The organism is Rugamonas fusca, assembly GCF_014042365.1.
GTDB lineage: Bacteria > Pseudomonadota > Gammaproteobacteria > Burkholderiales > Burkholderiaceae_D > Rugamonas > Rugamonas fusca.
This window is the reverse complement of record NZ_JACEZS010000037.1, coordinates 14,880-36,878: the sequence shown is the minus strand read 5'-3', so window position 1 is coordinate 36,878 and position 21,999 is coordinate 14,880. Positions and strand designations below refer to the sequence as shown.

Here is a 21,999-nt window from a genome sequence, read left to right as displayed (position 1 = left end):
GCATGTGTAAGGCATGCCGCCAGCGTTCAATCTGAGCCAGGATCAAACTCTTCAGTTTAATCTCTGTTTTTTGGCATTGCTGCCACCGCTATTGCTAGCGGGTCGCTCACTCAAAATACTGACAGGCTACTCTTGCGAGTATCCTATTAATTTATTTCTTGTGAACATTTGATATTTTAAGTATCACGAGGACTAGCCTCGCGTGCACTTCCATCAAACGTCCACACTTATCGACTGTGAATTGTTAAAGAACTTATTCGGTACTATCCCCTGCGTTATTCGACAAATCGTTGTGTTTATCAGTGCAGAGAAAGAAGAGTATGAAGCACTTCGCTTATTTCGTCAACTACCTCACTGTTTTTACCAGCGCCTCGTTTTACTTCGCTACTGCAATATTTTGCGTGCGTTTCAGCGGGGAGGCGAACTATAGCAAAACCGTCTTGAACTTGGCAAGCCCTTTTTTGGTGTGCCACACAGCCTGCCCCGCCCCACTTCGTTTCAATCCCCATTTCCTGCAGGCTGTCGCAATTGCATGGCACCAAGAGTTAGGCTTTCGCTACACTTGCTCCATGCTTGACCATCCGTTTCCTGAAAGTCTTACATGCTGCCCTTGCCGAAAATTCAAGAAATCCTGAAAAGTGTCGCCGCCTGGCTGCACCGCGGCTTCGACGCGACCGCGACCTGGGTAACGCAATTGTCATGGTGGAAGTTCCTGATGTTCGCGGCACTGATGCTGATAGCCGGCTCCATTCTCCAGGAGGAATTGTTCTCATCCAGCCCGGACGAGGAAGTAGTGGTCAACACCCCCAAGCGCCCCAACCGCAAGAACGGCGAGACCAATATCCTGATTGACGACAGTGGCATCCACTTCAACCCACGGGGCAAACTGCGCAAAGATGGCGCCAGCGCGAGCGCCTCAGCGCCCGCCGAAACACCGGAGTCGCCACAGCCCGCCGAACCCGCCGAACCACCTTCGCCACCGGACCCCCCCGTCAAGGCGGGCAAGCACGCCAAGTCAACCGCGCCGTCCACACCCGCGCTGCCCAGCCTGCCAGGCGAAGAAGTCCATATTGACCTGCCACCCCAAATTGGCGAGGAATTGTCGAACGCGATCGAGGAAGCCGTGGACGACGCAGCCGAACAGAAAGTGACCCGCTACCACCGCCAGGCCTCGACCTGGTTCAAGAGTTTCGTGTCGCTGCTGGTCCTGGCGCTGTTCGGCACCAAGGCCCTGATGGGTGGGAAGAAACGGGCCGAAGCCCAGACCATGACGGCCAACGCGGCCGCCGAGCGCGAATCCATGCAGCGCCAGCTCAGCGAAGCGAAGATGCAGATGATGCAAGCCCAGGTCGAACCGCACTTCCTCTTCAACACGCTGGCCTCGGTCGAGCACCTGATCGAAACCAATCCGCCGCGAGCCTCGGCCATGCAGCGCAGCCTGATCAAATACCTGCGCGCCGTGCTGCCACAAATGCGCGACAACACCCTGATCACCAACCTGGGCCGCGAAGCGGACATGGTGCTGGCCTACTTGAACCTGCTCAAAATGCGGATGGAGGAGCGCCTGACGGTGGACTTCGACATCCCCGATGGCTTGCGCACGGCCGCCTTCCCACCCATGATGCTGCAATCGATGGTGGAAAACGCCATCAAGCACGGGCTGGAAGCGAAACCGGAAGGCGGCACGCTGAAAGTGCGGGCCGAAGTGGCGCACAACAAGCTGCGCGTGATCGTCACGGATGACGGCCTCGGTTTCGGCGCCGTCCCCAGCGACGGCACGGGCCTGGGACTGATGACCATCCGGGAGCGCCTGAAACTGCTGCACGGCGACCAGGCGCAATTGCTGATCGCGGCCAACAGCCCCACCGGCGTGATCGCCACCATCGAAGTGCCCTACCAGCTTGCGAAATAAAGGGCAACACAAAAGACAGGGACGATTGATAATTACATCGTTTCGTTGAATAATTAATACCTTAATTTTACAACTTTACCACCATGCCAACCGCAATCCTTGCCGACGATGAACGTTTGATGCGCGACCAGCTGCGCATGCGCCTGAACCAGGTGTGGCCGGAGCTGGACATTATCGGCGAAGCTAAGAACGGCGAGGAAGCCATCGAGCTGGTCGACCAGCTCAAACCCGACTTCACCTTCCTCGACATCCGCATGCCCGGCAAGACCGGCATGGAAGCGGCCAGCGCCATCGGCAACAAAAGCCACATCGTATTCGTGACGGCCTATGACGCCTACGCCGTGGAAGCATTCGAGCGCGGCGCCATCGACTACGTGCTCAAACCGCCCGAGCCCGAGCGCCTGCAGATCACGGTCGACCGTCTCAAGACGCGCCTGGCCAAGCCGGAATCGGACATGAACGCCAGCGTCACGGCCATGCTGTCGCAACTGGCGGAAAAGATCACGGCGCCCAAGCCCACTTACCTGCAATGGATACAGGCCAGCATCGGTCAGGACTTGCGCATGATCCCGGTGGAGGAAATCCTGTTCTTCCGCTCCGACGAAAAATACACCTGCGTGCAGACCGACCGCTACGAAGCGCTGATCCGCAAGCCCGTGCGCGACCTGGCCGAGGAGCTGGACCCGTCGCTGTTCTGGCAGATCCACCGCGCCACGCTGGTCAATGTGAATGCCATCGAAGGCGTCACGCGCGACATTCGCGGCCGCCACCTGGTCATGATCAAGGGTAAACCGGACAAGCTGGAAGTGAGCCGCAGCTTCCTGCACCTGTTCAAGCAGATGTAAGTGCCCACGCACTTCTGCGTCAGCTCAACACCGCAGCCGCCTCCTGTATTAGTGTGACACGCACGGCCGCCCTCTCCGGCGGCAAGGAGGCGTGCCATGACCCTGACCAGAAAATCCGCCTGGCCGCTGGCCTTGTCCGCGCTGGCGGCACTGCTGCTGCTGGGCGCGCGACTGGCGCGCCGGATGGCCGCGCCGCTGCGCCAGTCGCGCCGGCTGGCGGGCGATGCCGGCAGCCACAGCCGCAGCATCATCCAGCACGCCAGCGACGCCATCATTTCCACCGACGACAACCAAACCATCGTATTGGCCAACCCCTCGGCCGCGGCCATGTTCGGCACCACCGTGCAGGCCATGGAGGGGACTTCGCTGCAACAGTACATCCCCCGTGAACAGCGCGCCCCGCCCGACGGCCCGCCACTTCAATACTTCGGCGCCACCGGCATCCGGCTGCGCATGAAAGGCCGGCGCGCCAGCGACTATGCCGTCACCGGCCTCAAGGCAAGCGGCCAGTATTTTCCCCTGGAAGGCTCGATTTCCAGCCTGACCGAGGATGGACGGCAGATCCACACCATCATCCTGCGCGACGTGACCGAGCGCAAACAGGTGCAGAAAAAACTGGAACAGTCCTACACCCAGTTGCGCGAACTGTCGGCCGCGCTGCAAACCATCCGCGAGGAGGAACGCACCCACATCGCGCGCGAACTGCACGACGACCTGGGCCAGCTGCTGGCCACGCTACGCATGGACCTGACCTTGCTGCAGCAGCAGCCGGCCGCCAACGACGCCGTCCGCAAGCTGCTGTCCAGCATGGACGGCGTGCTGCTGTCGGCCATCACCTCGCTGCGCCGCATCGCCAGCAACCTGCGCCCGCGCGCGCTGGACGAAGGCGGCCTGTTCTTCGCGCTCGACAGCATGCGACAGGAGTTCGTGGCACGCCACGGCATCAGCTGCACGCTCGACGCGTGCGAGGAAGAACTGGTGCTGGACGATAACTACAGCACGGCCATCTTCCGCATCGTGCAGGAAGCGCTGACCAATATCGCCCGCCACGCCCAGGCCCGCAACGTGTCGCTGACACTGCACCGGCGCGGCGCCACGCTGCACATCGCCATCCAGGACGACGGCCGCGGCATCGCCGAACAGGACATGGACAAGGCATCCTCGTTCGGCCTGGTCGGCATGCGCGAACGGGTATGGGCCATCCGTGGCGACATCGCCATCACCAGCAATGGCGGCACGCACATCGACATCAGCATGCCCTTGCCCGTGTAACGGCGTCGCCGCGTAAACGCAACGCGCCGCCAGGCGTGTGCCGGACGGCGCGCAAGCATGCCAGCAGGCGGGCTGGGCCGGCCCGCCCTCAGCAAACAAACTTAGAACGAGTGACGGATGCCGATGTTGAAGGCCTTGTCGCCCGAACCGGCTTCGTTGTTGTTGCCAACGGTGTAGCCAGCGCCGTTCTTGTTCTTGATCTTGGCGTAAGCAACATAGGCGTTGGTACGCTTGGACAGCAGGTGCGAGTAGCCGATAGCCCATTGGTCCGCATCCTGGTTCAGGACGGTCTTGTCGTTCTTGCGCATGTACGATGCCATGATCATGTCGTTGGCCGTCACCGGCACCTGGGCGCCGATCAGCAGGTCGTTGCTGTCGATGCTGGCGGTCGGCGCGGTCTTGTAGCCAAAGGCATTCGCCACTGGCAGCTCGGCGCTGAACGGACCCTTGTCGACGCCATAGGCGAAGAAGGCCTTGGCGACCTGGAAGTCATAGTTGACCGCGAACAGGGTGTTACGCGACGTATCCATGGTTGGCTTGCCGACCGTGTCGGTGTTCTTGTTGTTGTACACCAGGCGTGCCGACAGCGGACCGTTGGCGTAGTTCAGGCCCAGGCCGAACTGGCGACCGGCCGTGGTGCTGCCAGCCTGCTCGCCCAGCGCGTACAGGCCATCCACCGAGAAACCATCGAAGCTCGGGGTCGAATACACGATGGCGTTGCTGGTGCGGGTGTTGGCGCCCTTGGCGGCGAACAGGTTCTTGATGCTGCCAGCGTAGCCGGCGCCGAACGGATCGGCCACCTGGCTCATGGCGTTGTACAGCATGGTGTACTGGCGACCCAGGGTCAGGGTGCCGGCATCTTTCGATTTCAGGCCGACATAGGCCTGGCGGTTGAAGATGGTGTTGGCGCTGTCCAGTTGGCCGTCATCGATCTTGACGCCGGTTTCCAGCTGGAAGATGGCCGACAGGCCGCTGCCCAGGTCTTCCGTGCCTTTGAAGCCCAGACGCGACTGGCTGCCGATGCCGCTGGTCACTTTGGTCACGCTGCCGGCGGCGCCGCCACGCTCGCTGACCAGGCCGGCATCGACCAGGCCGTAGATGGTGACGTTCGATTGGGCGTGCGCGTTAACGGCGAAGCCGGCGATGATCATTGCTGCCAGAGTAAGTTTTTTCACTTGATGTTCTCTATGTAAGTTGAAAGAGTGGGGCGTAAAGAATCTACGGGGCGAATCTTGCCTGCCAAATACTTCAACAATGTGACATCGCTCATTTTGTTGTAATTTCACGTCACTTACAACATCAGCAACAAAAAAGCCGCTGCGCAGGACGTCAGCGGCTTGCTTGCCGGGGAAAAGCGTGCCAGGCGCTTACTTCAGGCGGCAGCTCAGCAGGTAATAATGTTCGAGCCGCTCGACGCGGATTTCCCGCGCGTACGGGGCCAGCCGCTTGCGCAGGGCGCTGTCCTTGGGATAGTTCATCATCACTTCGTAGCGCTGGCCGTCGTCGGCCGTGAGGATCTGGTAGGTGTTGCCTTCCGCGTCAGTGCGGGCGATCACGGTACTGCTGCCGTCCACATAGCTGCTGTCGAGCAGTACCAGCAGCACATCCTTGCCAAACTTGGCGCGCAGCTGCTTGATGTATTTCTCCTGGTCTTCGCGGCGGATGTGGCACCACCACCCGGCGGCGAACACGGCCGTGTACTGGCCCACGCTGTCGGGCAGATTCAGCGCATCGAGCTCGCCGAAGCTGACGATCTCGTCGTCGAGTTCGCGCGTGCGCGCCAGCGCCAGCATTTCCGGCACCACGTCGGTGGCGTGCACGGAGGCGGCCACGTCGGCGATCAGCTCGGTCCAGTAGCCAGTGCCGCAGGCCAGTTCCAGCACCGTGTGCCCTTCCAGCAGCTCGGCGATCATTTCCTGCAGATCGTCGAGGTCGTCGAAGCGGGCCTCGTCAGCGTAGACCTGGTCGTAATTGTCAGCGTTGACGGCGTAATATTGGGCCAGCTGATTGGTAATCATGTTAAAACTCTTTTCTATGAATTCAGGTAATGAAGTTGCAGTGCCTTACAGTTCGTAAGTATCTTTTTCGCCGCTCATGGCCTGCTCGATCAACTTGCGGTTGAGCGTGGGGGCCAGCAACTCGATAAAGGTGTAGATGTAGCTGCGCAAATAAGCGCCCTGCTTGACGGCCACGCGCGACACGTTCATGCCAAACAGGTGGCCCGCCGAGATGGCGCGCAGGTTCTTGTCGCGTTCGGCGTCGAACGCCATGCCCGCTATGATACCAATGCCCATGCCCAGCTCGACATAAGTCTTGATCACGTCGGCATCGATAGCTTCCAGCAGCACGTCGAGCTTGAGGCCGCGCAAGGTGAACGCGTGGTCGATCTTGCTGCGCCCGGCGAAGGCGCTATCGTAAGTGATGATGGGGAAAGCGGCAATTTCCTCCAGCGTGATGGACTTGGACTTGAGCAGCGGATGCTCGGGCGGCACCACCACCACGTGCTCCCACTGGTAGCACGGCAGCGTGATCAGGCCGTTGATGGAGGCGATCGACTCGGTGGCGATAGCCAGGTCGGCCTGGTCGCGCTGCACCATGTCGGCGATCTGCTGGGGATTACCCTGCAATAAAGACAAGCGCACCTTGGGGAATTTCTGCATGAACGCCTGCACCACCTTGGGCAAAGTGTAGCGGGCCTGGGTGTGGGTGGTGGCGATGGTGAAGCTGCCGCTGTCCTGGGCCGCGTATTCCTTGCCGATGCGCTTGAGGCTGTCGATCTCCTGCATGATCAGTTCGACCGACTCGAGCACCAGCCGGCCCGGTTCCGTCAAGCCACGGATACGCTTGCCATGCCGGGTAAAGATGTCCACGCCCAACTCCTCCTCCAGCTCGATAATGGCCTTGGACACCCCCGGCTGCGACGTAAACAAGGCCTTGGCGGCGTCAGTCAGGTTATAGTTTTGGCGGACGGCTTCGCGCACAAAGCGCAGTTGGTGAAGGTTCATTGCTGGTCGAGTCCCCGGAATCGCGTCAAAAAGTGGTTTGCGCCCTAGCTTATACCGAATACGTATATAAGCAAATAAAGACTAAGTCGTATGGAATAAAGACGAAGTTTATTACTATTGCAGCTAGTTTGGGGATGGCTGTACGGCTTCGTTGCAAGAGTGACACTGATTTACGGGTGTGACCGGCTCGAAAATGCGGCAATTCCTCCTACACTGAACGTGCCGGCACTCCAGCAAGCAAATTTTTGGGAAGAATATGTACCAATACGATCAATACGACCACCTCATCGTGCGCGAACGCATTGCCCAGTACCGCGACCAGGTACGGCGCCGTCTGGCCGATGAGCTGACCGAAGCCGAATTCCTGCCATTGCGCCTGCAAAACGGCCTGTACATGCAGCGCCACGCCTACATGATGCGCATCGCCGTGCCGTACGGCCTGCTGGCTTCGAAGCAAATGCGCATGTTCGCCCACATCGCCCGCAAGTACGACCGCGGCTATGGCCATTTCACGACGCGCCAGAACATCCAGTTCAACTGGATCGAGCTGGAGCAGACGCCCGACATCCTGACCGAGCTGGCCTCGGTGCAGATGCACGCCATCCAGACCTCCGGCAATTGCATCCGCAACACCACGTCCGATCCGTTCGCCGGCGTGGCCGCCGACGAGATCATCGACCCGCGTCCCTACGCCGAAGTGCTGCGTCAGTGGAGCACCTTCCACCCTGAATTCATCGCCCTGCCGCGGAAATTCAAGGTCGCCATCAACGGCGCCGAGCAAGACCGGGCCGCCATCGCCGTGCACGACATCGGCCTGACCGTGGTGCGCAACGCCGAAGGCGAAATCGGCTTCAAGTTCATGGTCGGTGGCGGCCTGGGCCGCACCCCCATCATCGGCAGCGTGATCCGCGAGTTCCTGCCATGGCGCCACTTGCTGACCTACACGGAAGCCGTGATGCGCGTCTACAACCAGTACGGCCGCCGCGACAACAAGTACAAGGCCCGCATCAAGATCCTGCTGAAGGCGCTGGGCGTGGAGGAATTCGCGCGCCAGGTGGAAGAGGAATGGCAAGACCTGAAGGATGGCCCGGAAACCCTGACGGACGAGGAAATGGCGCGCGTGATCGCCTACTTCCAGCCGCCCGCCTACAAGACCCTGGCCAACATCGACGTGCAGGCCGAGCATGCGGACAACAAGGCCTTCGCCAACTGGCTCAAGCGCAACGTGCGCCCGCACAAGGTACCCGGCTATGCGGCCGTGGTGCTGTCGCTGAAAAAGACCGGCGTGCCGCCGGGCGACGCCACCGCCGAGCAGATGGACTTCATGGCCGACATGGCCGACCGCTACAGCTTCGGTGAGCTGCGCGTCACGCACGAGCAGAACATCATCCTGGCCGACGTCGAGCAAGCGCAGCTGTTCAAGGTGTGGCAGGAAGCCAAGGCGCACGCGCTGGCCACCCCCAACATCGGCCTGCTGACGGACATGATCTGCTGCCCCGGCGGCGACTTCTGCTCGCTGGCCAACGCCAAGTCGATCCCGATCGCCGCCGCCATCGCCGAGCGCTTCGACAACATCGACTACCAGCACGACATCGGCGAGATCGAACTGAATATTTCGGGCTGCATCAACGCCTGCGGCCACCATCACGTGGGCAGCATCGGCGTGCTGGGCGTGGACAAGGATGGCAGCGAGTGGTACCAGGTCTCGATCGGCGGCGCGCAAGGCAACAACGCGGCCATCGGCAAGATCATCGGCCCATCGTTCTCGGCGCTGCAAATGCCGGAAGTGATAGACCGCCTGCTGCAGGTCTACCTGCGCGAGCGCTTTGAAGACGAACACTTCGCCGACACGGTGGCGCGCATCGGCGTGACCCCGTTCAAGGAACACGTGTACGCCACGCCGATTGCTGATGCCGGCCGACTGATTGGAGAAGACGAATATGCCTGAAGCTGTAAAAAACCTGATCATCAAGCACCGTGCCGTGGTCGAAGACGACTGGTTCGTGCTGCGCACCGCAGCCGAAGGTGAAACGGCACCCGACGCGGCCACGGTGGCCGTCCCGGCCGGCAAAGTGATCGTGCCGCAAGCCGTGTGGCTGGCCCAGCGCGAGACCCTGGCCGCGCGCGCCGCCGCCGGCGAGATCGGCGTGTGGATCGCCAGCGACGAGCGCCCCGAAGCGCTGCGCGAGGACCTGGGCCGCTTCGCCCTGGTGGCCGTGGACTTCCCCAAGTTCACCGACGGCCGCGGCTACTCGATCGCCTACAACCTGCGCACCCGCCTGGCCTACCAGGGCGAACTGCGCGCCATTGGCGACGTGCTGCGCGACCAGCTGTTCTCGATGCAGCGCGTGGGCTTTGACGCCTTCGCCACCCGCCCCGACCGCAACATCCACGATGCACTGAAAGGCTTGACCGATTTTTCGGAAACCTACCAGGCCTCAGTGGACCAGAAACTGCCGCTGTTCCGCCGCCACGTGCGTGAAGTGGGCGCAGCCAATGCCGGCACCGACGTCGGTTTCGGCATCTGACAGGAGACTCCATGAGCGATCTGACTTCCCTCGTATCCGCCACCAGCGCCACGCTGGCGCGCATCGCCGCCGACTTCACGCCGGCCGTTTTCGCCTCCAGCCTGGCGGCCGAGGACATGGTCTTGACCGACCTGATTTTAAAGGCCAAACTGCCGATCGGGATCTTCTCGCTGGAGACCGGCCGCTTGCACCCTGAAACCCTGGCCATGCTGGACAAGGTGAAAGCGACCTACGGCTACGAGATCGCGCTGTACCGGCCGCAGCCCGAAGCGGTGGAAGCCTACGTGGCGCAGAACGGCCTGAACGCCTTCTACGACAGCATCGAGATGCGGCGCGAATGCTGCCGCATCCGCAAGGTCGAACCGCTGGGCCGCGCGCTGGCCGGCAACAAGGCCTGGGTGACGGGACAGCGCCGCGCGCAGTCGGCCACCCGCGCCGAACTGCACGTGCAGGAAGACGACGCGGCGCATGGCATGATCAAGTTCAACCCGTTGGCCGACTGGTCGGAGCAGGATGTGTGGGATTACATCCGCGCCAACAACGTGCCTTACAATGCGCTGCACGACCAGGGTTATCCGTCGATCGGCTGCGCGCCCTGCACGCGCGCCATCGAGCCGGGCGAGGATGTGCGCGCCGGCCGCTGGTGGTGGGAGAATCCGGACTCGAAAGAGTGCGGCCTGCACCTGGTGGACGGCAAGCTGGTACGCATCAAATCCGTGGCCGCGTAAGCCACACAGACAGACTCACAGAATCAAGAAGATAGGCACAGTCCAATGAATGCTCTAGTTGATAACACCGCCGCGCGCGGCCTCGGCGACGTCAATGCGCGCCACCTCGATGCGCTCGAATCGGAAGCCATCCACATCATGCGCGAAGTGGCGGCCGAATGCGCCAATCCCGCCCTGCTGTTCTCGGGCGGCAAAGACTCGGTGGTGCTGCTGCGCCTGGCCGAGAAGGCCTTCCGCCCCGGTAAATTCCCGTTCCCGCTGGTGCACGTGGACACCGGCCACAACTTCCCGGAAGTGATCACCTTCCGCGACAAGCGCGTGGCCGAACTGGGCGAACGCCTGATCGTCGGCTCGGTGGAAGACTCCATCAAGCGCGGCACGGTGCGCCTGCGTAACCCGGCCACCGATTCGCGCAACGCCGCGCAAGCCGTCACGCTGCTCGAAACGATCGCCGAGCACAAGTTCGACGCCTGCATCGGCGGCGCCCGCCGCGACGAGGAAAAGGCCCGCGCCAAGGAACGCATCTTCTCGTTCCGCGACGAATTCGGCGCCTGGGATCCGAAATCGCAGCGTCCGGAACTGTGGGACCTGTATAACACCCGCGTCCACCCCGGCGAGAACATGCGCGTGTTCCCGATCTCGAACTGGACCGAACTGGACGTGTGGCAGTACATCGCACGCGAAAAGCTGGAACTGCCGCCGATCTACTTCGCCCATGAGCGCCAGGTCATCCCCCGCAACGGCCTGCTGGTGCCGCTGACGGACCTGACCCCGCCACGCGAAGGCGAAACGGTGGAAACCCAGGTGGTGCGCTTCCGCACCGTGGGCGACATCTCGTGCACCTGCCCCGTGTCCTCGGACGCGGCGACGGTGGAAGCGATCATCGCCGAAACGGCCATCACCCAGATCACCGAACGCGGCGCCACCCGGATGGACGACCAGACTTCCGAAGCCTCGATGGAAAAACGTAAAAAAGCAGGATACTTCTGATGAACGCAAACACTGACAAACTGAACGAACGCGGACTGCTGCGCTTCATCACCGCCGGTTCCGTCGACGACGGCAAGAGCACCCTGATCGGCCGCCTGCTGTTCGACAGCAAAGGCATCTTCGCCGACCAGCTGGACGCCATGTCGCGCTCCAAGCACAAGCGCACCGTGGGCGACACGGTCGACCTGTCGCTGCTGACGGACGGCCTGGAAGCGGAACGCGAGCAAGGCATCACGATCGACGTGGCCTACCGCTACTTCGCCACGCCCAAGCGCAAGTTCATCATCGCCGACACGCCGGGCCACGAGCAGTACACCCGCAACATGGTGACGGGCGCCTCCACGGCCGACGCGGTCATCATCCTGATCGACGTATCGAAGGTCAAGCTGCGCGAGGACGGCGGCGTGGACCTGCTGATCCAGACCAAGCGCCATTCCACCATCGCCCACCTGCTGCAGATCGAGCACGTGGTGGTGGCCGTCAACAAGATGGACCTGGTGAACTACGACCAGGCTATCTACGACCGCATCGTCAAGGCGTACGGCGAATTCGCCGCCACGCTGGGCCTGAAGGACATCACCCCGATCCCGCTGTCGGCCCTGACCGGCGACAACGTGGTGGAAAAGAGCGACAAGCTGGCCTGGTACCAGGGTCCGACCCTGATCGAACTGCTCGAATCGCTGTCCGTGTACGACGAATCGCACAACGCGCCGTTCCGCTTCCCGGTACAGCTGGTGGCACGCCACAACGGCCACGAAGCGAACGACTTCCGCGGCTACATGGGCCGTATCGAGGCGGGCAAGGTCAGCGTGGGCGACAAGCTGGTGGTGCAGCCATCGGGCCAGAGCGCCACCGTCAAGGACATCGTCACGCTGGAAGGCTCGCACCAGTCGGCCGTGGTGGGCCAGTCCGTCACGCTGCTGCTCAACGAGTACCTGGACATCTCGCGCGGCGACCTGCTGGCCAGCGCCGAACAGCCGGCCACCCTGCTCAAGACGCTCAACGCGGACGTGTGCTGGATGTCGGATGAACCGCTGGATCTGCGCCGCAAGTACTGGATCAAGCACGGCACGCGCCAGACTGGCGCCAAGGTGACGGCCATCGACTCGGTGCTGGACATTAACACCCAGCAGCGCCACAGCGCCGACGGCCTGAAGCTGAACGACATCGCCCGCATCACGGTGAACGTGCAGCAGCCGCTGGCGGCCGACGCCTATGCCGACATCCGCGCCACGGGCGCCTTCATCCTGATCGATGAAGTGACGCACCAGACCGTGGCCGCCGGCATGATCCGCCTGGACGGCGCGGCATAACCAGGAGACCGCCATGCCAGCTCTCGGAAAAGTCTACCTGATCGGCGCCGGTCCCGGCGCCCAGGACCTCATCACGCTGCGCGGCGCGCGCCTGCTGGCGCAGGCCGACGTGGTGCTGCACGATGCCCTGGTGACGGACGAGATGCTGGCGTTGTGTCCCCAAGCGGAAAAAATCCTGGTCGGCAAACGCTACGGCCAGCTGTCCACGGCCCAGCAGTTCATCAACAAGCAGCTGGTCGACTATGCCGGCAAGGTGCCGCTGGTGGTGCGACTCAAGGGCGGCGATCCGATGCTGTTCGGCCGCGCCGACGAGGAGTTGCGCGCATTGGAGGAAGCCGGCATCGAGGTCGAGGTGGTGCCCGGCATCACCACCGCATTGGCCGCGGCAGCGGCCACCAAGCAGCCGCTGACCAAGCGCGGCGTGGCGCGCAGCGTGGCCTTCTTCACGTCCAGCACGGCACCCGAACACAGCGACCATCACGCCATCCCCGACACCGATACGCTGGTGCAGTACATGGGCGGACGCGAAGCGACGGCCACCGCCGCCCGCATGCTGGCCCAGGGCCGCCGGCCCGACACGCCGGTGGTGGTGATCGAAAATTGCAGCCGCCCCGACCAGCGCATTCGCCGTTTAACGCTCGGTTCCCTGGCCCATGGCCTGGGTCCGGCCCACGGCCCCGTGCTCGTCATGCTGGGCGACGCGATGAAGATGCGCAGCCACCAGGCAGCCGATAGCGCCAATCTCACCGCCGCCATCGAGGCGTTGCAGCAGCGCGCCTGAACTTAACCATCGACCCACGTGCCCGTATAATGGGCGCTTTCGATCAGCCTCGGAGGCGGCAGTGGGTATGGTGCGTGAAATCAGTCTGAAACCGGCAATGTCCAAATGGCTGCTGTGTGCGGCCCTGATACTGGGCCCCGTGGCCGCGCCGGCGCTGGCCGATACCATTCCCGTCTACGACATCACCGTCGTCCACACCTATCCGCACGACCCGCAAGCATTCACGCAAGGGCTGCTGTACCGCGACGGTTTCCTGTACGAGAGCACCGGCATGCATGGCCGCTCGTCGATCCGCAAGGTGAACCTGGAAACGGGCCGCGTGCTGCAGCAGGCGAACCTGCCGGCCGACGTGTTCGGCGAAGGCATGACGGTGTGGGGCAATGAACTGGTGGGCATCACGTGGCAAACGCAGGTCGGCTACGTGTTCGACCTGGCCAGCTTCAAGCTCAAACGCACGTTCTCCTATCCCGGCGAAGGCTGGGGCCTGACCCAGGACGGCAAGCAGCTGATCATGAGCGACGGCAGCAACGAACTGCGCCTGCTCGACCCGGCCACGCTGCGCGAAACGCGGCGCATCCCCGTCACCGTGAACGGCGTGCCGGTGGATCAGATCAATGAACTGGAATGGGTCAACGGCGAGATCTACGCCAATATCTGGCAGACGGACGTCATTGCCCGCATCGACCCGGCCAGCGGCAACGTGGTGGGCTGGATCGACCTGAGCCCCCTGCTGCGGGCCGAGCGCAAGCAGATGGGCCCCGACGATGTCCTCAACGGCATCGCCTACGACCCGGCCAACAACCGGCTGTTCGTGACCGGCAAGCAGTGGCCCAAGCTGTTCGAGATCAAACTCACGCGGCGGGCGACCAAGTAAAGGTCAAACGGACGCCCAATGCCAGGGTCAGCGATGTTCTGGTGTGCCATGATGAGTTCATCAAGAACCCGATCATGACCACCTGCCATGCGCTTGCGAACTCTCACGGCCGGACTCACTGCACTGGTCGCACAATGCTGCACGCCTGCCAACGCTGCGGACCCTTTGGTTGGGCAGCACCTTTCGCCGTCGGAGACGATGCGCCTGCATCCCCGAATATCTGCTCCCACAGGCTATGCCATCACGTTCGTATTTACCCTCTCCGTACAATCTAAAGAGCGCGAACAAGTCCGTCAATGTGGTCAAATTATGTCGGAGTATGGTTTTACCCCCTTGCCGTCCTCATTCGCCAGTACAGACTTGCCGGCACCGTTATATAAGATGACCTGCAGCAGGGAATTCGCTCAGCCAGACGACAGCGCCGACAAGATACTGGACGCCATTGGCAAAGCGCCTTGCGCAGCCATTCTGACATGGTCCGTGGCGCAGAAAATCACCCCGCAATCACGCTAATCTCGACGGTATCGTCGATAGGTTCAACCTAAAGCGCCCACGCAGTAATCGCAAATGGCGTTGAGCACGGCCGCGTTCTCGCCGGCCGCTTCGGCCACGCTGATGGTGGCCTGCGGATACGCCGTTCGTAATTGATCCACCATCACCGGCAGGTCACGCAGCACATGGCCGCCCTGCCCCAGAAACACGGGCACCACCGTGATCTGCGCGATCCCGCTGCGCACCAGTTCCGTCACCAGGTCCGGCAACTGGGGCGTCATGAATTCCAGGAAGGCCAGCGACACGCACACGTCAGGCATGCGCGCCTGCGTCAGGTCGCGCAAGCGTTCGAACGGCGCGGCCCAGGAAGCGGCGCGGGCGCCGTGGGCGAACAGGATCAGGGCACGCTTGGCCATCAATGTCTCTCCACCCACCACAAGGCGCCAAGCGCCAGCAGCAGGAACAAGGCGCTCGGGGCGATCGCCGTCAAAATGGCGGGCCAGGTGCTGAGCAGGCCCAGATGCGAGAACAGCGTATTAATCAGCAGGAAGCTCACGCCGATCATGATGCCGACGAAGATCTTCAGGCTCACGCCGCCCGCGCGCGTATGCAGGTAGGCAAACGGCAGCGCCAGCGCCATCAGCACGAAGATGGCCAGCGGGTCGAACAGCTTCTTCCAGAACGCGATCTTGAAGCGCTCCGTCTCCTGCTTGTTCTCCTGCAGGTGGCGGGTGTACACGGCCAGCTCGTTGGCCGACATGCGATCCGGATCGGCGCCGGACACGGACAAAATCTTGGGCGTGATCTCCGACACCAGGTCCAGCGTGGCACTGTGCCGCGTGGTGACGCCGCTGGAAGCCTGGGCGTAGTGGTTCTCCACATTGGCCTCGCTACCCGGCTTGAGCAGCGCGGAATTGGTGAACAGATTCTCCGTCACGTCCGCCAGGCGCCAGGTGTTGTTGCCCTGGTAGGTGGCGCTCTTGGCCAGCGTGAGCGAACGCAGGCGGAAATTGGTGTCGAACTCGTACAGTTTGACGTCGGCCAGCTGGCCATCGGGCCGCACCTCGCGCACGTTGAAGAAGCGCGAGCCCGTCACCGTGCCCGTCATGCCCTCGCTCTTGACGATATCCTTGGTCCACATGCCGGAGCGGAATTCGCCGGAGATGGCCGCACCACGCGCGGCCAGCTTGATCTTGTCGGCGATGGGCGCCGTGCGCGGCGCGATCAGTTCACCGAAAATGAAGGTGACGATCACCAGCACCACGCCGATCTTGGCCAGCATCCACGCCACCATGCCGGTCGACATGCTGGAGGCGCGCATGATGGTGAACTCCGAGGTGGAGGCGAATTGCGCCATCGTGTAGATGGTGCCGATCAGCGCCGCCAGCGGCATCACTTCGTACACATGGCCCGGCAACAGGATCAGCACATACAGGAAGGCGTGCTGGATCGCGTAGCCATTCTTGCCGATCGAGGGCAGTTCGCCTGTCAGGTCCATGAACGCTTGCAGGGCCAGGAAGGCCACCAGCACGAACGCCACCGCCTGCAGGATGGAGACGGCGAAATAACGCTGCAATATCTTCATTTATTCGCGCCTTCCTTGCTGGCGCCGGCGCGCTTGAAGGTCGCCAGCAGCGCCAGCGGATGGTAGCGGTGGTTCAGGTTCAGGCGCCACGCGAACAGTCCCAGCACGAACAGCGCCGCCACCAGGTGCAGCGGCCACCACGACAGCGCGAAGCCAAAGCGGCCCTGCTTGACGCTGGCCTCGACCAGCTTGACCAGGTTGCTATAGCTGAAGAACACCAGCAGCGCGATGATCAGGTTGGCCGAACTGCCCGCGCGCGGGTTGACGAAGCCGAGCGGGATAGCCAGCAGGATCAGCACCAGGCAGGTCATCGGCGAAGCGATGCGCCACAGCAGTTCGGCGCGCGCCTCGTTGCTGGTCAGCTTGATCAGCGCCATGGTGGTGAGCGCGTCGGCGCTATGGTCGGACTCCAGGTCCTGCGCATGGTTGGCCACGCGCATGCTGTAGCGCTCGAACTCCATGGTCTGGAAATCGGACTGTCCCGGCACGCCCTGGTAGCGGCGGCCGTTCTTGAGCACCAGGTAGCGCTCCCCGTTCTGGGCCGCCGTGATCACGCCTTCGCGCGCCACGATGACGGCCGTGCCATGTTCATCGACCGTGTTGACGAACACGTTCTGCACCACCGGCGATTTGCCGTCCGCCCCTTCCACGAAGAAGATGCGGTTGGCCGATGCCGATTCGCGGAACTGGCCGGGCGAGACTTTCTGCAGATCCTCGCGCTTCTCGAAGCGTTCAACGTACTCCGTGCTTTTCTGCTTGGCCCACGGGGTGGCGACGAAACTGAGCATGGCCGTCAGCAGCACCATCGGCAGGCCGAAGTTGAGCACCGGGCGTATCCACTTGGTCAGGCTCAGGCCCGATGCGAACCACACCACCATCTCGGAATCACGGTAGCTGCGCGTGACCACCATCAGCACCGAAATAAAGCTGGTGAGGATCAGGATAGTTGGCAGATAATTCAAAGCCGCGAACAGGATCAGGGCCAGCACGTCGCCCGATGCGACCTTGCCGCCGGCGGCCTTGCCGAGGATGGTGATCAGGGTCCAGGTGACGGAAATACTGAACAACACGGTGAAGGTCGCCCCGGCCGCACTGGCCATCTCGCGTTGAAGGGCACGTTGAAAGATCATTCGAAGCTTATAATTCGGTAGTTAAGGATACGAAACCCCGCATCCTTAGGTTAAGTAAGATGCCGCGGCCCACAAGGCGCGCATAACATGCATACGAGCATACGACACGGAGAATCCAATGGACTTTAGCATAAAAGCATTCGACACAAAAAACACCATCGCGTCGGCCAAGACCGGCTGCGTCGCCGTTGCGGTTTTCGAGAACAAGAAGCTGTCGGCCGCCGCCAAGGCGCTCGACAGCGCGGGTGAAATCACGGCTGCCCTCAAGTCCGGCGACATCACGGGCAAGGCCGGCACCACGCTGCTGCTGCGCGACGTGAAAGGCGCGGCGGCCGAGCGCGTGCTGCTGGTGGGGCTGGGCAGCGACGAAACGGCCAGCGAAAAGAACTTCGCCAGCGCCGTGGGCGCCGCGCTCAAGGTTTTCGCCACGCTGGGCGCGAGCGACGCCATTATCGCATTACCACTGGAGGAAGTGAAAGAGCGCGATGTGAACTGGGCCATCCGCCACGTGGTGCAGTCCGCGCACGAAGCCGTGTTCCGCACCGACGGCCAGAAGAGCAAGAAGGATCCGGCGCCCACCGGCGTGAAGAAGATCGCACTGGCCGTGCCCAATAACGCCGGCACCAAGCTGGCGCTGGCACAGGCCATCGCCATCGCCAACGGCATGGACCTGACCAAGGAACTGGGCAACCTGTCGGCCAACGTGTGCACCCCGACCTACCTGGCCGACACGGCCAAGAAGCTGGGCAAGGAATACAAGTTCGACGTCGAGATCCTGGACCGCAAGCAGCTCGAATCGCTGAAGATGAACAGCTTCCTGTCCGTGACGAACGGCAGCGAGCAGCCACCGAAGTTCATCGTCATCAAGCACATGGGCGGCAAGGCCAAGGACGCGCCCGTGGTGCTGGTCGGTAAAGGCATCACCTTCGACACGGGCGGCATTTCGCTCAAGGCCGGCGCCGGCATGGACGAGATGAAGTACGACATGGGCGGCGCCGCGTCGGTGCTGGGCACCTTCCGCGCCATCGGCGAAATGAACCTGAAGCTGAACGTGATCGGCGTGATCGCCGCCTGCGAGAACATGCCATCGGGCCGCGCCACCAAGCCGGGCGACATCGTCACCTCGATGAGCGGCCTGACCATCGAGATCCTCAACACGGACGCCGAAGGCCGCCTGGTGCTGTGCGACGCGCTGACCTACGCCGAGCGCTTCAAGCCGGCCGCCGTGATCGATATCGCCACGCTGACGGGCGCCTGCATCGTGGCCCTGGGCCACCACAACAGCGGCCTGTTCACGCGCGACGATGAAGCCCACGAGAAGCTGGCCGCCGAACTGCTGGCCGCCGGCAAGGCCGCCAGCGACACGGCATGGCGTCTGCCCATCGGTGAACTGTACAACGAGCAGTTGAAGTCCAACTTCGCGGACCTGGCCAACATCGGCACGCCGGGCGGCGCCTCGTGCACGGCGGCCGCGTTCCTGGAGAACTTCACCCGCAAGTACACCTGGGCCCACATCGACATCGCCGGCACGGCCTGGAAGTCGGGCGGCGCCAAGGGCGCCACGGGCCGCCCAGTGCCCCTGCTGAGCAACTTCCTGATCAACCGCGCCTGAATCCGCAGCGCGTAGCACCGTAGTACGCATGGCGAACCGGCTGGCCGGTTCGCCATTTTTGTCGGAACCGCGTCAGAACACCGTCACACCGGCCGGCGGTGGCGGCGCCCCCTCCCCCGTATCGCCCTTGTGCATGGTGACCGTCAGCGTGGACGGATAATCGAAGCCCGCGCCCGTATTGCGGTCGACGAAATAGCCGGCACCGGCCGTCAGCACCACGTTCCCCCACAGGGTGGCGTTGACCTTCGATTCCACTTTCTCGTAGGCCCAGTCGCCGCCATCCTTGCGGCAATCGATGCGCAGCGCGCCCGCGCTCTTGCGGATGGTGACGCGCGCCGGCGTGGTGACGAACCATTTGCCCACGTCGTTGTAAAGCACACAGCCCACGCCGGGCAGTTCATGGTTGTCCAGAATGGTTTGCACCACCACGTCCTGCTGGGTCGATTCGGTCAGGGTGGCGCAGCCGGCCAGCAGGGCCAGGGCCGCACAGGCGGCGAGTCGGTACATGGTAAGCCTCGTGGTAAGCCTCGAACAGCGCGGACCGCGGTCCGCGACAGGGATTTATTTACGCCGCAGGGGCACAGGCATATTGGCAGGAACGGGCACCGCCGTCACGCTGTTTTTGGGACTGCCATCGATCAGGCGATCGGAATAGACCAGATAGACCAGGGCGTTGCGCCTGGCATCGACCATGCGCACCACGCGCACATGCTTGAACAACAGGGAGGCCCGCTCGGAGAACACTTCTTCCTGCTTGGGCAGCTCACCGTTGAAATGAATCTCGCCCACCTGGCGGCAGGCGACGGACGCTTCGGCCTTGTCCTCGGCCAGGCCGATGGCGCCCTTGAAGCCGCCCGTCCTGGCGCGCGACAGGTAGCAACTGACGCCACCGACGCGCGGATCGTCAAACACCTCCACCACCACCTTGTGGTCCGGCCCCAGCAGCTGGAAAGCCGTATCGACCGAACCCACGTTCTCGGCGCGGACGGCAGCGGCCCCGCACAGCAGGGCCAACGCGCAGACGGACGAAAGGCGCGCCATACGCTCAGTTGATGGGCGCGAAGCGCTGCACCATGACGCCGTCCACTTCGATCAGCTGAAAGAACACGTCCTTGGGCCGCACCCACACGGAACCATCGGCCGCGCGATACACGATCATCGGCGTCAGGTCCGCTTCCAGGGTCGCCTCGCACACCAGCTCGTAGACGCCCCCTTTGTAATGGCGAAAGCGCATGATCGTCAGTCGTGCTTCTTGACGGCCATCCGTTCCTCGGCCACTTCTTTCTGCTGCTGTTTCTGTTTCAGGCCCTGGATCACCTTGAGGATGTCCTCCATGCCGCGCTCGCCGCCCAGGGTGGAGAACGCATCGAGCACCTCGTTGAGCACCTGGGTGCGCACGGTCGCCTCGTCCGGATTGATGGACGGTGCCCGTTGCACGGCGGAGCGGGCGCTGATGGCCGCCTTCTCCGCTGCGGCTGCCTTTTGCGCAGCCGTCTTGCGCCCGCCCGGCGTTTTGCCGTGTTCGAGCGCCGCTTGCCAGATGACCCAGCGACGTTGGGTTTCGTAGACCAGATACTCGTCTGGCTTGTCTTCGCGCCGGCGGACTATGTGGCCATCCTTCTGCGCCCATGCTTCAAATGCAGTACGCATTTTTTTCCTTTTCAAATGCTTCGCGCATCGTTAACTGTTAAACGACAAATATTTCCAAATAGTACCATCTATTAACGTACCACAACATATAGTGTACGCTACTTTGCAACTATTTTGATTGCCGTATGGAAACAAAAGTTTTAAACGCTGGTGGTCTCAGTATATTGCGGTTTGCCCGCACTGTTAACTGATTTTAGTACCATTTTGATAACAGTGAAGCATTATCGGCAATTATTTTTCCATTCACCTGATTTTGCAACATTCTAGAACCACAGACGGGCAAGATACAAAGGTTTTTGATGTTTTTTTGTAAAACACGACAGTTCAACAATTTGTTGATTATTATCATCGCATAGCTGTACGATTCATGCCACACCCCTGCGCGCGGTGCCATCGCCCCACGCCGCGCGCTGGCGCACCGCACGCGACGCCCGTGGTTGCGGTAAGATGCGCGCTCACCGGCCACACGCTCTCACTGACTACGCAAGGAATCCCCATATCATGAAAATAGCCACCTGGAATGTGAACTCGCTCAACGTTCGCCTGCCCCACGTGCTCAAGTGGCTGGAAGCGAACCCGGTCGACGTGCTGTGCGTGCAGGAAACCAAACTGACGGACGACAAGTTCCCCGCCGCCGCCATCGAGGCGGCCGGCTACCAGGTCGCGTACACGGGCCAGAAAACCTACAACGGCGTGGCCATCCTGTCGCGCCTGCCGATCACGGACGTGGTCAAGAACAATCCCCGCTACGAGGATGCCCAGCAGCGCATCCTGGCCGCCACCATCGACGGCATGCGCATCGTGTGCGCCTACGTACCCAACGGCCAGAGCGTGGACTCGGAAAAATACGGCTACAAGCTGGGCTGGCTGGCCGCGTTCCGCGACTGGCTCGACGAACAGGCCCAGCAATACCCGCAACTGGCCGTGCTGGGCGACTACAACATCGCCCCCGAAGACCGCGACGTGCATGACCCGGTGGCCTGGGCCGGCCAGGTGCTGGTGTCGGACCAGGAACGGGCTGCGCTGCTGCGCCTGAACGAACTGGGACTCAAGGATGCGTTCCGCCTGTTCGAGCAAGCCGACAAGTCGTTCAGCTGGTGGGACTACCGCCAGCTCGGCTTCCGCCTCAACAAGGGCCTGCGCATCGACCACATCCTGCTGTCGCCGGCGCTGGCCGCGCGCTGCAGCGCCTGCGTGATCGACCGCGAACCGCGCAAGTGGGAACAGCCGTCCGACCACGCGCCCGTAATCGCCACCATCGACTAAAGCCCGTCCGCCCGCG

At 62.4% G+C, this 21,999-nt stretch carries 22 protein-coding genes; 12 read left to right on the top strand and 10 right to left on the bottom strand.

Features of this window, described 5'->3' with window-relative positions:
- Positions 1 to 601: 601 nt before the first annotated feature.
- The 3 genes from H3H36_RS25205 (at position 602) to H3H36_RS25195 (ending at position 4,029) form a co-directional block, all read left to right on the top strand.
- Positions 602 to 1,912 (top strand): sensor histidine kinase, encoded by a 1,311-nt coding sequence (locus H3H36_RS25205; protein ID WP_182220806.1) that lies wholly within the window; start codon positions 602 to 604, stop codon positions 1,910 to 1,912.
- Between the two features lie 83 nt (positions 1,913 to 1,995).
- On the top strand, positions 1,996 to 2,757 hold the full coding sequence (locus H3H36_RS25200; RefSeq protein ID WP_182220805.1) for a LytR/AlgR family response regulator transcription factor: 762 nt from the start codon (positions 1,996 to 1,998) through the stop codon (positions 2,755 to 2,757).
- Between the two features lie 96 nt (positions 2,758 to 2,853).
- The gene (locus H3H36_RS25195) at positions 2,854 to 4,029 is read left to right on the top strand and encodes a PAS domain-containing sensor histidine kinase (protein WP_182220804.1); all 1,176 of its coding nucleotides are present in this window, start codon (positions 2,854 to 2,856) and stop codon (positions 4,027 to 4,029) included.
- 101 nt (positions 4,030 to 4,130) lie between these two features.
- On the opposite strand, the gene H3H36_RS25190 is transcribed toward H3H36_RS25195, so the two are convergent.
- From H3H36_RS25190 to H3H36_RS25180, 3 genes are all read right to left on the bottom strand, one after another.
- The gene (locus H3H36_RS25190) at positions 4,131 to 5,204 is read right to left on the bottom strand and encodes a porin (protein WP_446033179.1); all 1,074 of its coding nucleotides are present in this window, start codon (positions 5,202 to 5,204) and stop codon (positions 4,131 to 4,133) included.
- Between the two features lie 192 nt (positions 5,205 to 5,396).
- Positions 5,397 to 6,047, bottom strand: a complete 651-nt coding sequence (locus H3H36_RS25185) for a class I SAM-dependent methyltransferase (protein WP_182220803.1) — start codon at positions 6,045 to 6,047, stop codon at positions 5,397 to 5,399.
- A gap of 45 nt (positions 6,048 to 6,092) precedes the next feature.
- Positions 6,093 to 7,034 (bottom strand): CysB family HTH-type transcriptional regulator, encoded by a 942-nt coding sequence (locus tag H3H36_RS25180; RefSeq protein WP_182161562.1) that lies wholly within the window; start codon positions 7,032 to 7,034, stop codon positions 6,093 to 6,095.
- A 256-nt stretch (positions 7,035 to 7,290) separates the two neighbouring features.
- Here H3H36_RS25180 and H3H36_RS25175 point away from each other — a divergent pair, with 256 nt between their 5' ends.
- From H3H36_RS25175 to H3H36_RS25145, 7 genes are all read left to right on the top strand, one after another.
- Positions 7,291 to 8,982 (top strand): nitrite/sulfite reductase, encoded by a 1,692-nt coding sequence (locus tag H3H36_RS25175; protein ID WP_182220802.1) that lies wholly within the window; start codon positions 7,291 to 7,293, stop codon positions 8,980 to 8,982.
- Positions 8,975 to 9,562: a DUF934 domain-containing protein gene (locus tag H3H36_RS25170; RefSeq protein WP_182220801.1), complete on the top strand. Its 588-nt coding sequence runs from the start codon at positions 8,975 to 8,977 to the stop codon at positions 9,560 to 9,562. The genes H3H36_RS25175 and H3H36_RS25170 overlap by 8 nt, the downstream gene beginning before the upstream one ends.
- Positions 9,563 to 9,573: 11 nt before the next feature.
- Positions 9,574 to 10,290 carry a phosphoadenylyl-sulfate reductase gene (locus H3H36_RS25165; protein WP_182220800.1) on the top strand — a complete coding sequence of 239 codons (717 nt, stop codon included), beginning with the start codon at positions 9,574 to 9,576 and terminating at the stop codon, positions 10,288 to 10,290.
- A 45-nt stretch (positions 10,291 to 10,335) separates the two neighbouring features.
- Positions 10,336 to 11,280, top strand: a complete 945-nt coding sequence (cysD, locus tag H3H36_RS25160) for a sulfate adenylyltransferase subunit CysD (protein WP_182220799.1) — start codon at positions 10,336 to 10,338, stop codon at positions 11,278 to 11,280.
- Positions 11,280 to 12,593 carry a sulfate adenylyltransferase subunit 1 gene (locus tag H3H36_RS25155; protein ID WP_182220798.1) on the top strand — a complete coding sequence of 438 codons (1,314 nt, stop codon included), beginning with the start codon at positions 11,280 to 11,282 and terminating at the stop codon, positions 12,591 to 12,593. The genes cysD and H3H36_RS25155 overlap by 1 nt, the downstream gene beginning before the upstream one ends.
- A gap of 13 nt (positions 12,594 to 12,606) precedes the next feature.
- The gene (gene cobA, locus H3H36_RS25150) at positions 12,607 to 13,374 is read left to right on the top strand and encodes a uroporphyrinogen-III C-methyltransferase (protein ID WP_182220797.1); all 768 of its coding nucleotides are present in this window, start codon (positions 12,607 to 12,609) and stop codon (positions 13,372 to 13,374) included.
- Between the two features lie 97 nt (positions 13,375 to 13,471).
- Positions 13,472 to 14,248, top strand: a complete 777-nt coding sequence (locus H3H36_RS25145; protein ID WP_182220796.1) for a glutaminyl-peptide cyclotransferase — start codon at positions 13,472 to 13,474, stop codon at positions 14,246 to 14,248.
- A gap of 536 nt (positions 14,249 to 14,784) precedes the next feature.
- On the opposite strand, the gene H3H36_RS25140 is transcribed toward H3H36_RS25145, so the two are convergent.
- Genes H3H36_RS25140 through lptF form a run of 3 tightly spaced genes read right to left on the bottom strand, consistent with a single transcriptional unit; the run spans position 14,785 to position 17,455 of the window.
- The gene (locus H3H36_RS25140; protein WP_182220795.1) at positions 14,785 to 15,156 is read right to left on the bottom strand and encodes a sirohydrochlorin chelatase; all 372 of its coding nucleotides are present in this window, start codon (positions 15,154 to 15,156) and stop codon (positions 14,785 to 14,787) included.
- A complete protein-coding gene (lptG, locus tag H3H36_RS25135) occupies positions 15,156 to 16,325 on the bottom strand; it encodes an LPS export ABC transporter permease LptG (RefSeq protein WP_182220794.1) in 1,170 nt (389 codons plus the stop codon). Before lptG ends, H3H36_RS25140 begins: the two co-directional genes overlap by 1 nt.
- Positions 16,322 to 17,455, bottom strand: a complete 1,134-nt coding sequence (gene lptF, locus H3H36_RS25130; protein ID WP_182220793.1) for an LPS export ABC transporter permease LptF — start codon at positions 17,453 to 17,455, stop codon at positions 16,322 to 16,324. The genes lptG and lptF overlap by 4 nt, the downstream gene beginning before the upstream one ends.
- A 118-nt stretch (positions 17,456 to 17,573) precedes the next feature.
- Between lptF and H3H36_RS25125 the strand changes: the two genes are divergently transcribed.
- Positions 17,574 to 19,067 carry a leucyl aminopeptidase gene (locus tag H3H36_RS25125; RefSeq protein WP_182220792.1) on the top strand — a complete coding sequence of 498 codons (1,494 nt, stop codon included), beginning with the start codon at positions 17,574 to 17,576 and terminating at the stop codon, positions 19,065 to 19,067.
- Positions 19,068 to 19,139: 72 nt separating this feature from the next.
- Here the strand turns inward: H3H36_RS25125 and H3H36_RS25120 are convergent, their stop codons facing one another.
- Genes H3H36_RS25120 through H3H36_RS25105 form a run of 4 tightly spaced genes read right to left on the bottom strand, consistent with a single transcriptional unit; the run spans position 19,140 to position 20,717 of the window.
- Positions 19,140 to 19,574: a hypothetical protein gene (locus H3H36_RS25120; RefSeq protein WP_182220791.1), complete on the bottom strand. Its 435-nt coding sequence runs from the start codon at positions 19,572 to 19,574 to the stop codon at positions 19,140 to 19,142.
- A 54-nt stretch (positions 19,575 to 19,628) separates the two neighbouring features.
- On the bottom strand, positions 19,629 to 20,108 hold the full coding sequence (locus H3H36_RS25115; protein WP_182220790.1) for a CreA family protein: 480 nt from the start codon (positions 20,106 to 20,108) through the stop codon (positions 19,629 to 19,631).
- A gap of 4 nt (positions 20,109 to 20,112) precedes the next feature.
- A complete protein-coding gene (locus H3H36_RS25110; protein WP_182161535.1) occupies positions 20,113 to 20,301 on the bottom strand; it encodes a DUF1653 domain-containing protein in 189 nt (62 codons plus the stop codon).
- Positions 20,302 to 20,306: 5 nt separating this feature from the next.
- Complete coding sequence (locus H3H36_RS25105; protein ID WP_182220789.1) at positions 20,307 to 20,717, bottom strand: phiTE_015 family protein; 411 nt, start codon at positions 20,715 to 20,717, stop codon at positions 20,307 to 20,309.
- A 501-nt stretch (positions 20,718 to 21,218) separates the two neighbouring features.
- Between H3H36_RS25105 and xth the strand changes: the two genes are divergently transcribed.
- Positions 21,219 to 21,983 carry an exodeoxyribonuclease III gene (gene xth / locus H3H36_RS25100; RefSeq protein WP_182220788.1) on the top strand — a complete coding sequence of 255 codons (765 nt, stop codon included), beginning with the start codon at positions 21,219 to 21,221 and terminating at the stop codon, positions 21,981 to 21,983.
- Positions 21,984 to 21,999: the final 16 nt, after the last annotated feature.

Bases quoted from the DNA above. Each gene is read 5' to 3' on its own strand.
- H3H36_RS25205 (WP_182220806.1), top strand. From the start codon at position 602: ATGCTGCCCTTGCCGAAAATTCAAGAAATCCTGAAAAGTGTCGCCGCC.
- H3H36_RS25200 (WP_182220805.1), top strand. From the start codon at position 1,996: ATGCCAACCGCAATCCTTGCCGACGATGAACGTTTGATGCGCGACCAG.
- H3H36_RS25195 (WP_182220804.1), top strand. From the start codon at position 2,854: ATGACCCTGACCAGAAAATCCGCCTGGCCGCTGGCCTTGTCCGCGCTG.
- H3H36_RS25185 (WP_182220803.1), bottom strand. From the start codon at position 6,047: ATGATTACCAATCAGCTGGCCCAATATTACGCCGTCAACGCTGACAAT.
- H3H36_RS25180 (WP_182161562.1), bottom strand. From the start codon at position 7,034: ATGAACCTTCACCAACTGCGCTTTGTGCGCGAAGCCGTCCGCCAAAAC.
- H3H36_RS25175 (WP_182220802.1), top strand. From the start codon at position 7,291: ATGTACCAATACGATCAATACGACCACCTCATCGTGCGCGAACGCATT.
- H3H36_RS25170 (WP_182220801.1), top strand. From the start codon at position 8,975: ATGCCTGAAGCTGTAAAAAACCTGATCATCAAGCACCGTGCCGTGGTC.
- H3H36_RS25165 (WP_182220800.1), top strand. From the start codon at position 9,574: ATGAGCGATCTGACTTCCCTCGTATCCGCCACCAGCGCCACGCTGGCG.
- cysD (WP_182220799.1), top strand. From the start codon at position 10,336: ATGAATGCTCTAGTTGATAACACCGCCGCGCGCGGCCTCGGCGACGTC.
- H3H36_RS25155 (WP_182220798.1), top strand. From the start codon at position 11,280: ATGAACGCAAACACTGACAAACTGAACGAACGCGGACTGCTGCGCTTC.
- cobA (WP_182220797.1), top strand. From the start codon at position 12,607: ATGCCAGCTCTCGGAAAAGTCTACCTGATCGGCGCCGGTCCCGGCGCC.
- H3H36_RS25145 (WP_182220796.1), top strand. From the start codon at position 13,472: ATGTCCAAATGGCTGCTGTGTGCGGCCCTGATACTGGGCCCCGTGGCC.
- H3H36_RS25140 (WP_182220795.1), bottom strand. From the start codon at position 15,156: ATGGCCAAGCGTGCCCTGATCCTGTTCGCCCACGGCGCCCGCGCCGCT.
- lptG (WP_182220794.1), bottom strand. From the start codon at position 16,325: ATGAAGATATTGCAGCGTTATTTCGCCGTCTCCATCCTGCAGGCGGTG.
- lptF (WP_182220793.1), bottom strand. From the start codon at position 17,455: ATGATCTTTCAACGTGCCCTTCAACGCGAGATGGCCAGTGCGGCCGGG.
- H3H36_RS25125 (WP_182220792.1), top strand. From the start codon at position 17,574: ATGGACTTTAGCATAAAAGCATTCGACACAAAAAACACCATCGCGTCG.
- H3H36_RS25120 (WP_182220791.1), bottom strand. From the start codon at position 19,574: ATGTACCGACTCGCCGCCTGTGCGGCCCTGGCCCTGCTGGCCGGCTGC.
- H3H36_RS25115 (WP_182220790.1), bottom strand. From the start codon at position 20,108: ATGGCGCGCCTTTCGTCCGTCTGCGCGTTGGCCCTGCTGTGCGGGGCC.
- H3H36_RS25110 (WP_182161535.1), bottom strand. From the start codon at position 20,301: ATGCGCTTTCGCCATTACAAAGGGGGCGTCTACGAGCTGGTGTGCGAG.
- H3H36_RS25105 (WP_182220789.1), bottom strand. From the start codon at position 20,717: ATGCGTACTGCATTTGAAGCATGGGCGCAGAAGGATGGCCACATAGTC.
- xth (WP_182220788.1), top strand. From the start codon at position 21,219: ATGAAAATAGCCACCTGGAATGTGAACTCGCTCAACGTTCGCCTGCCC.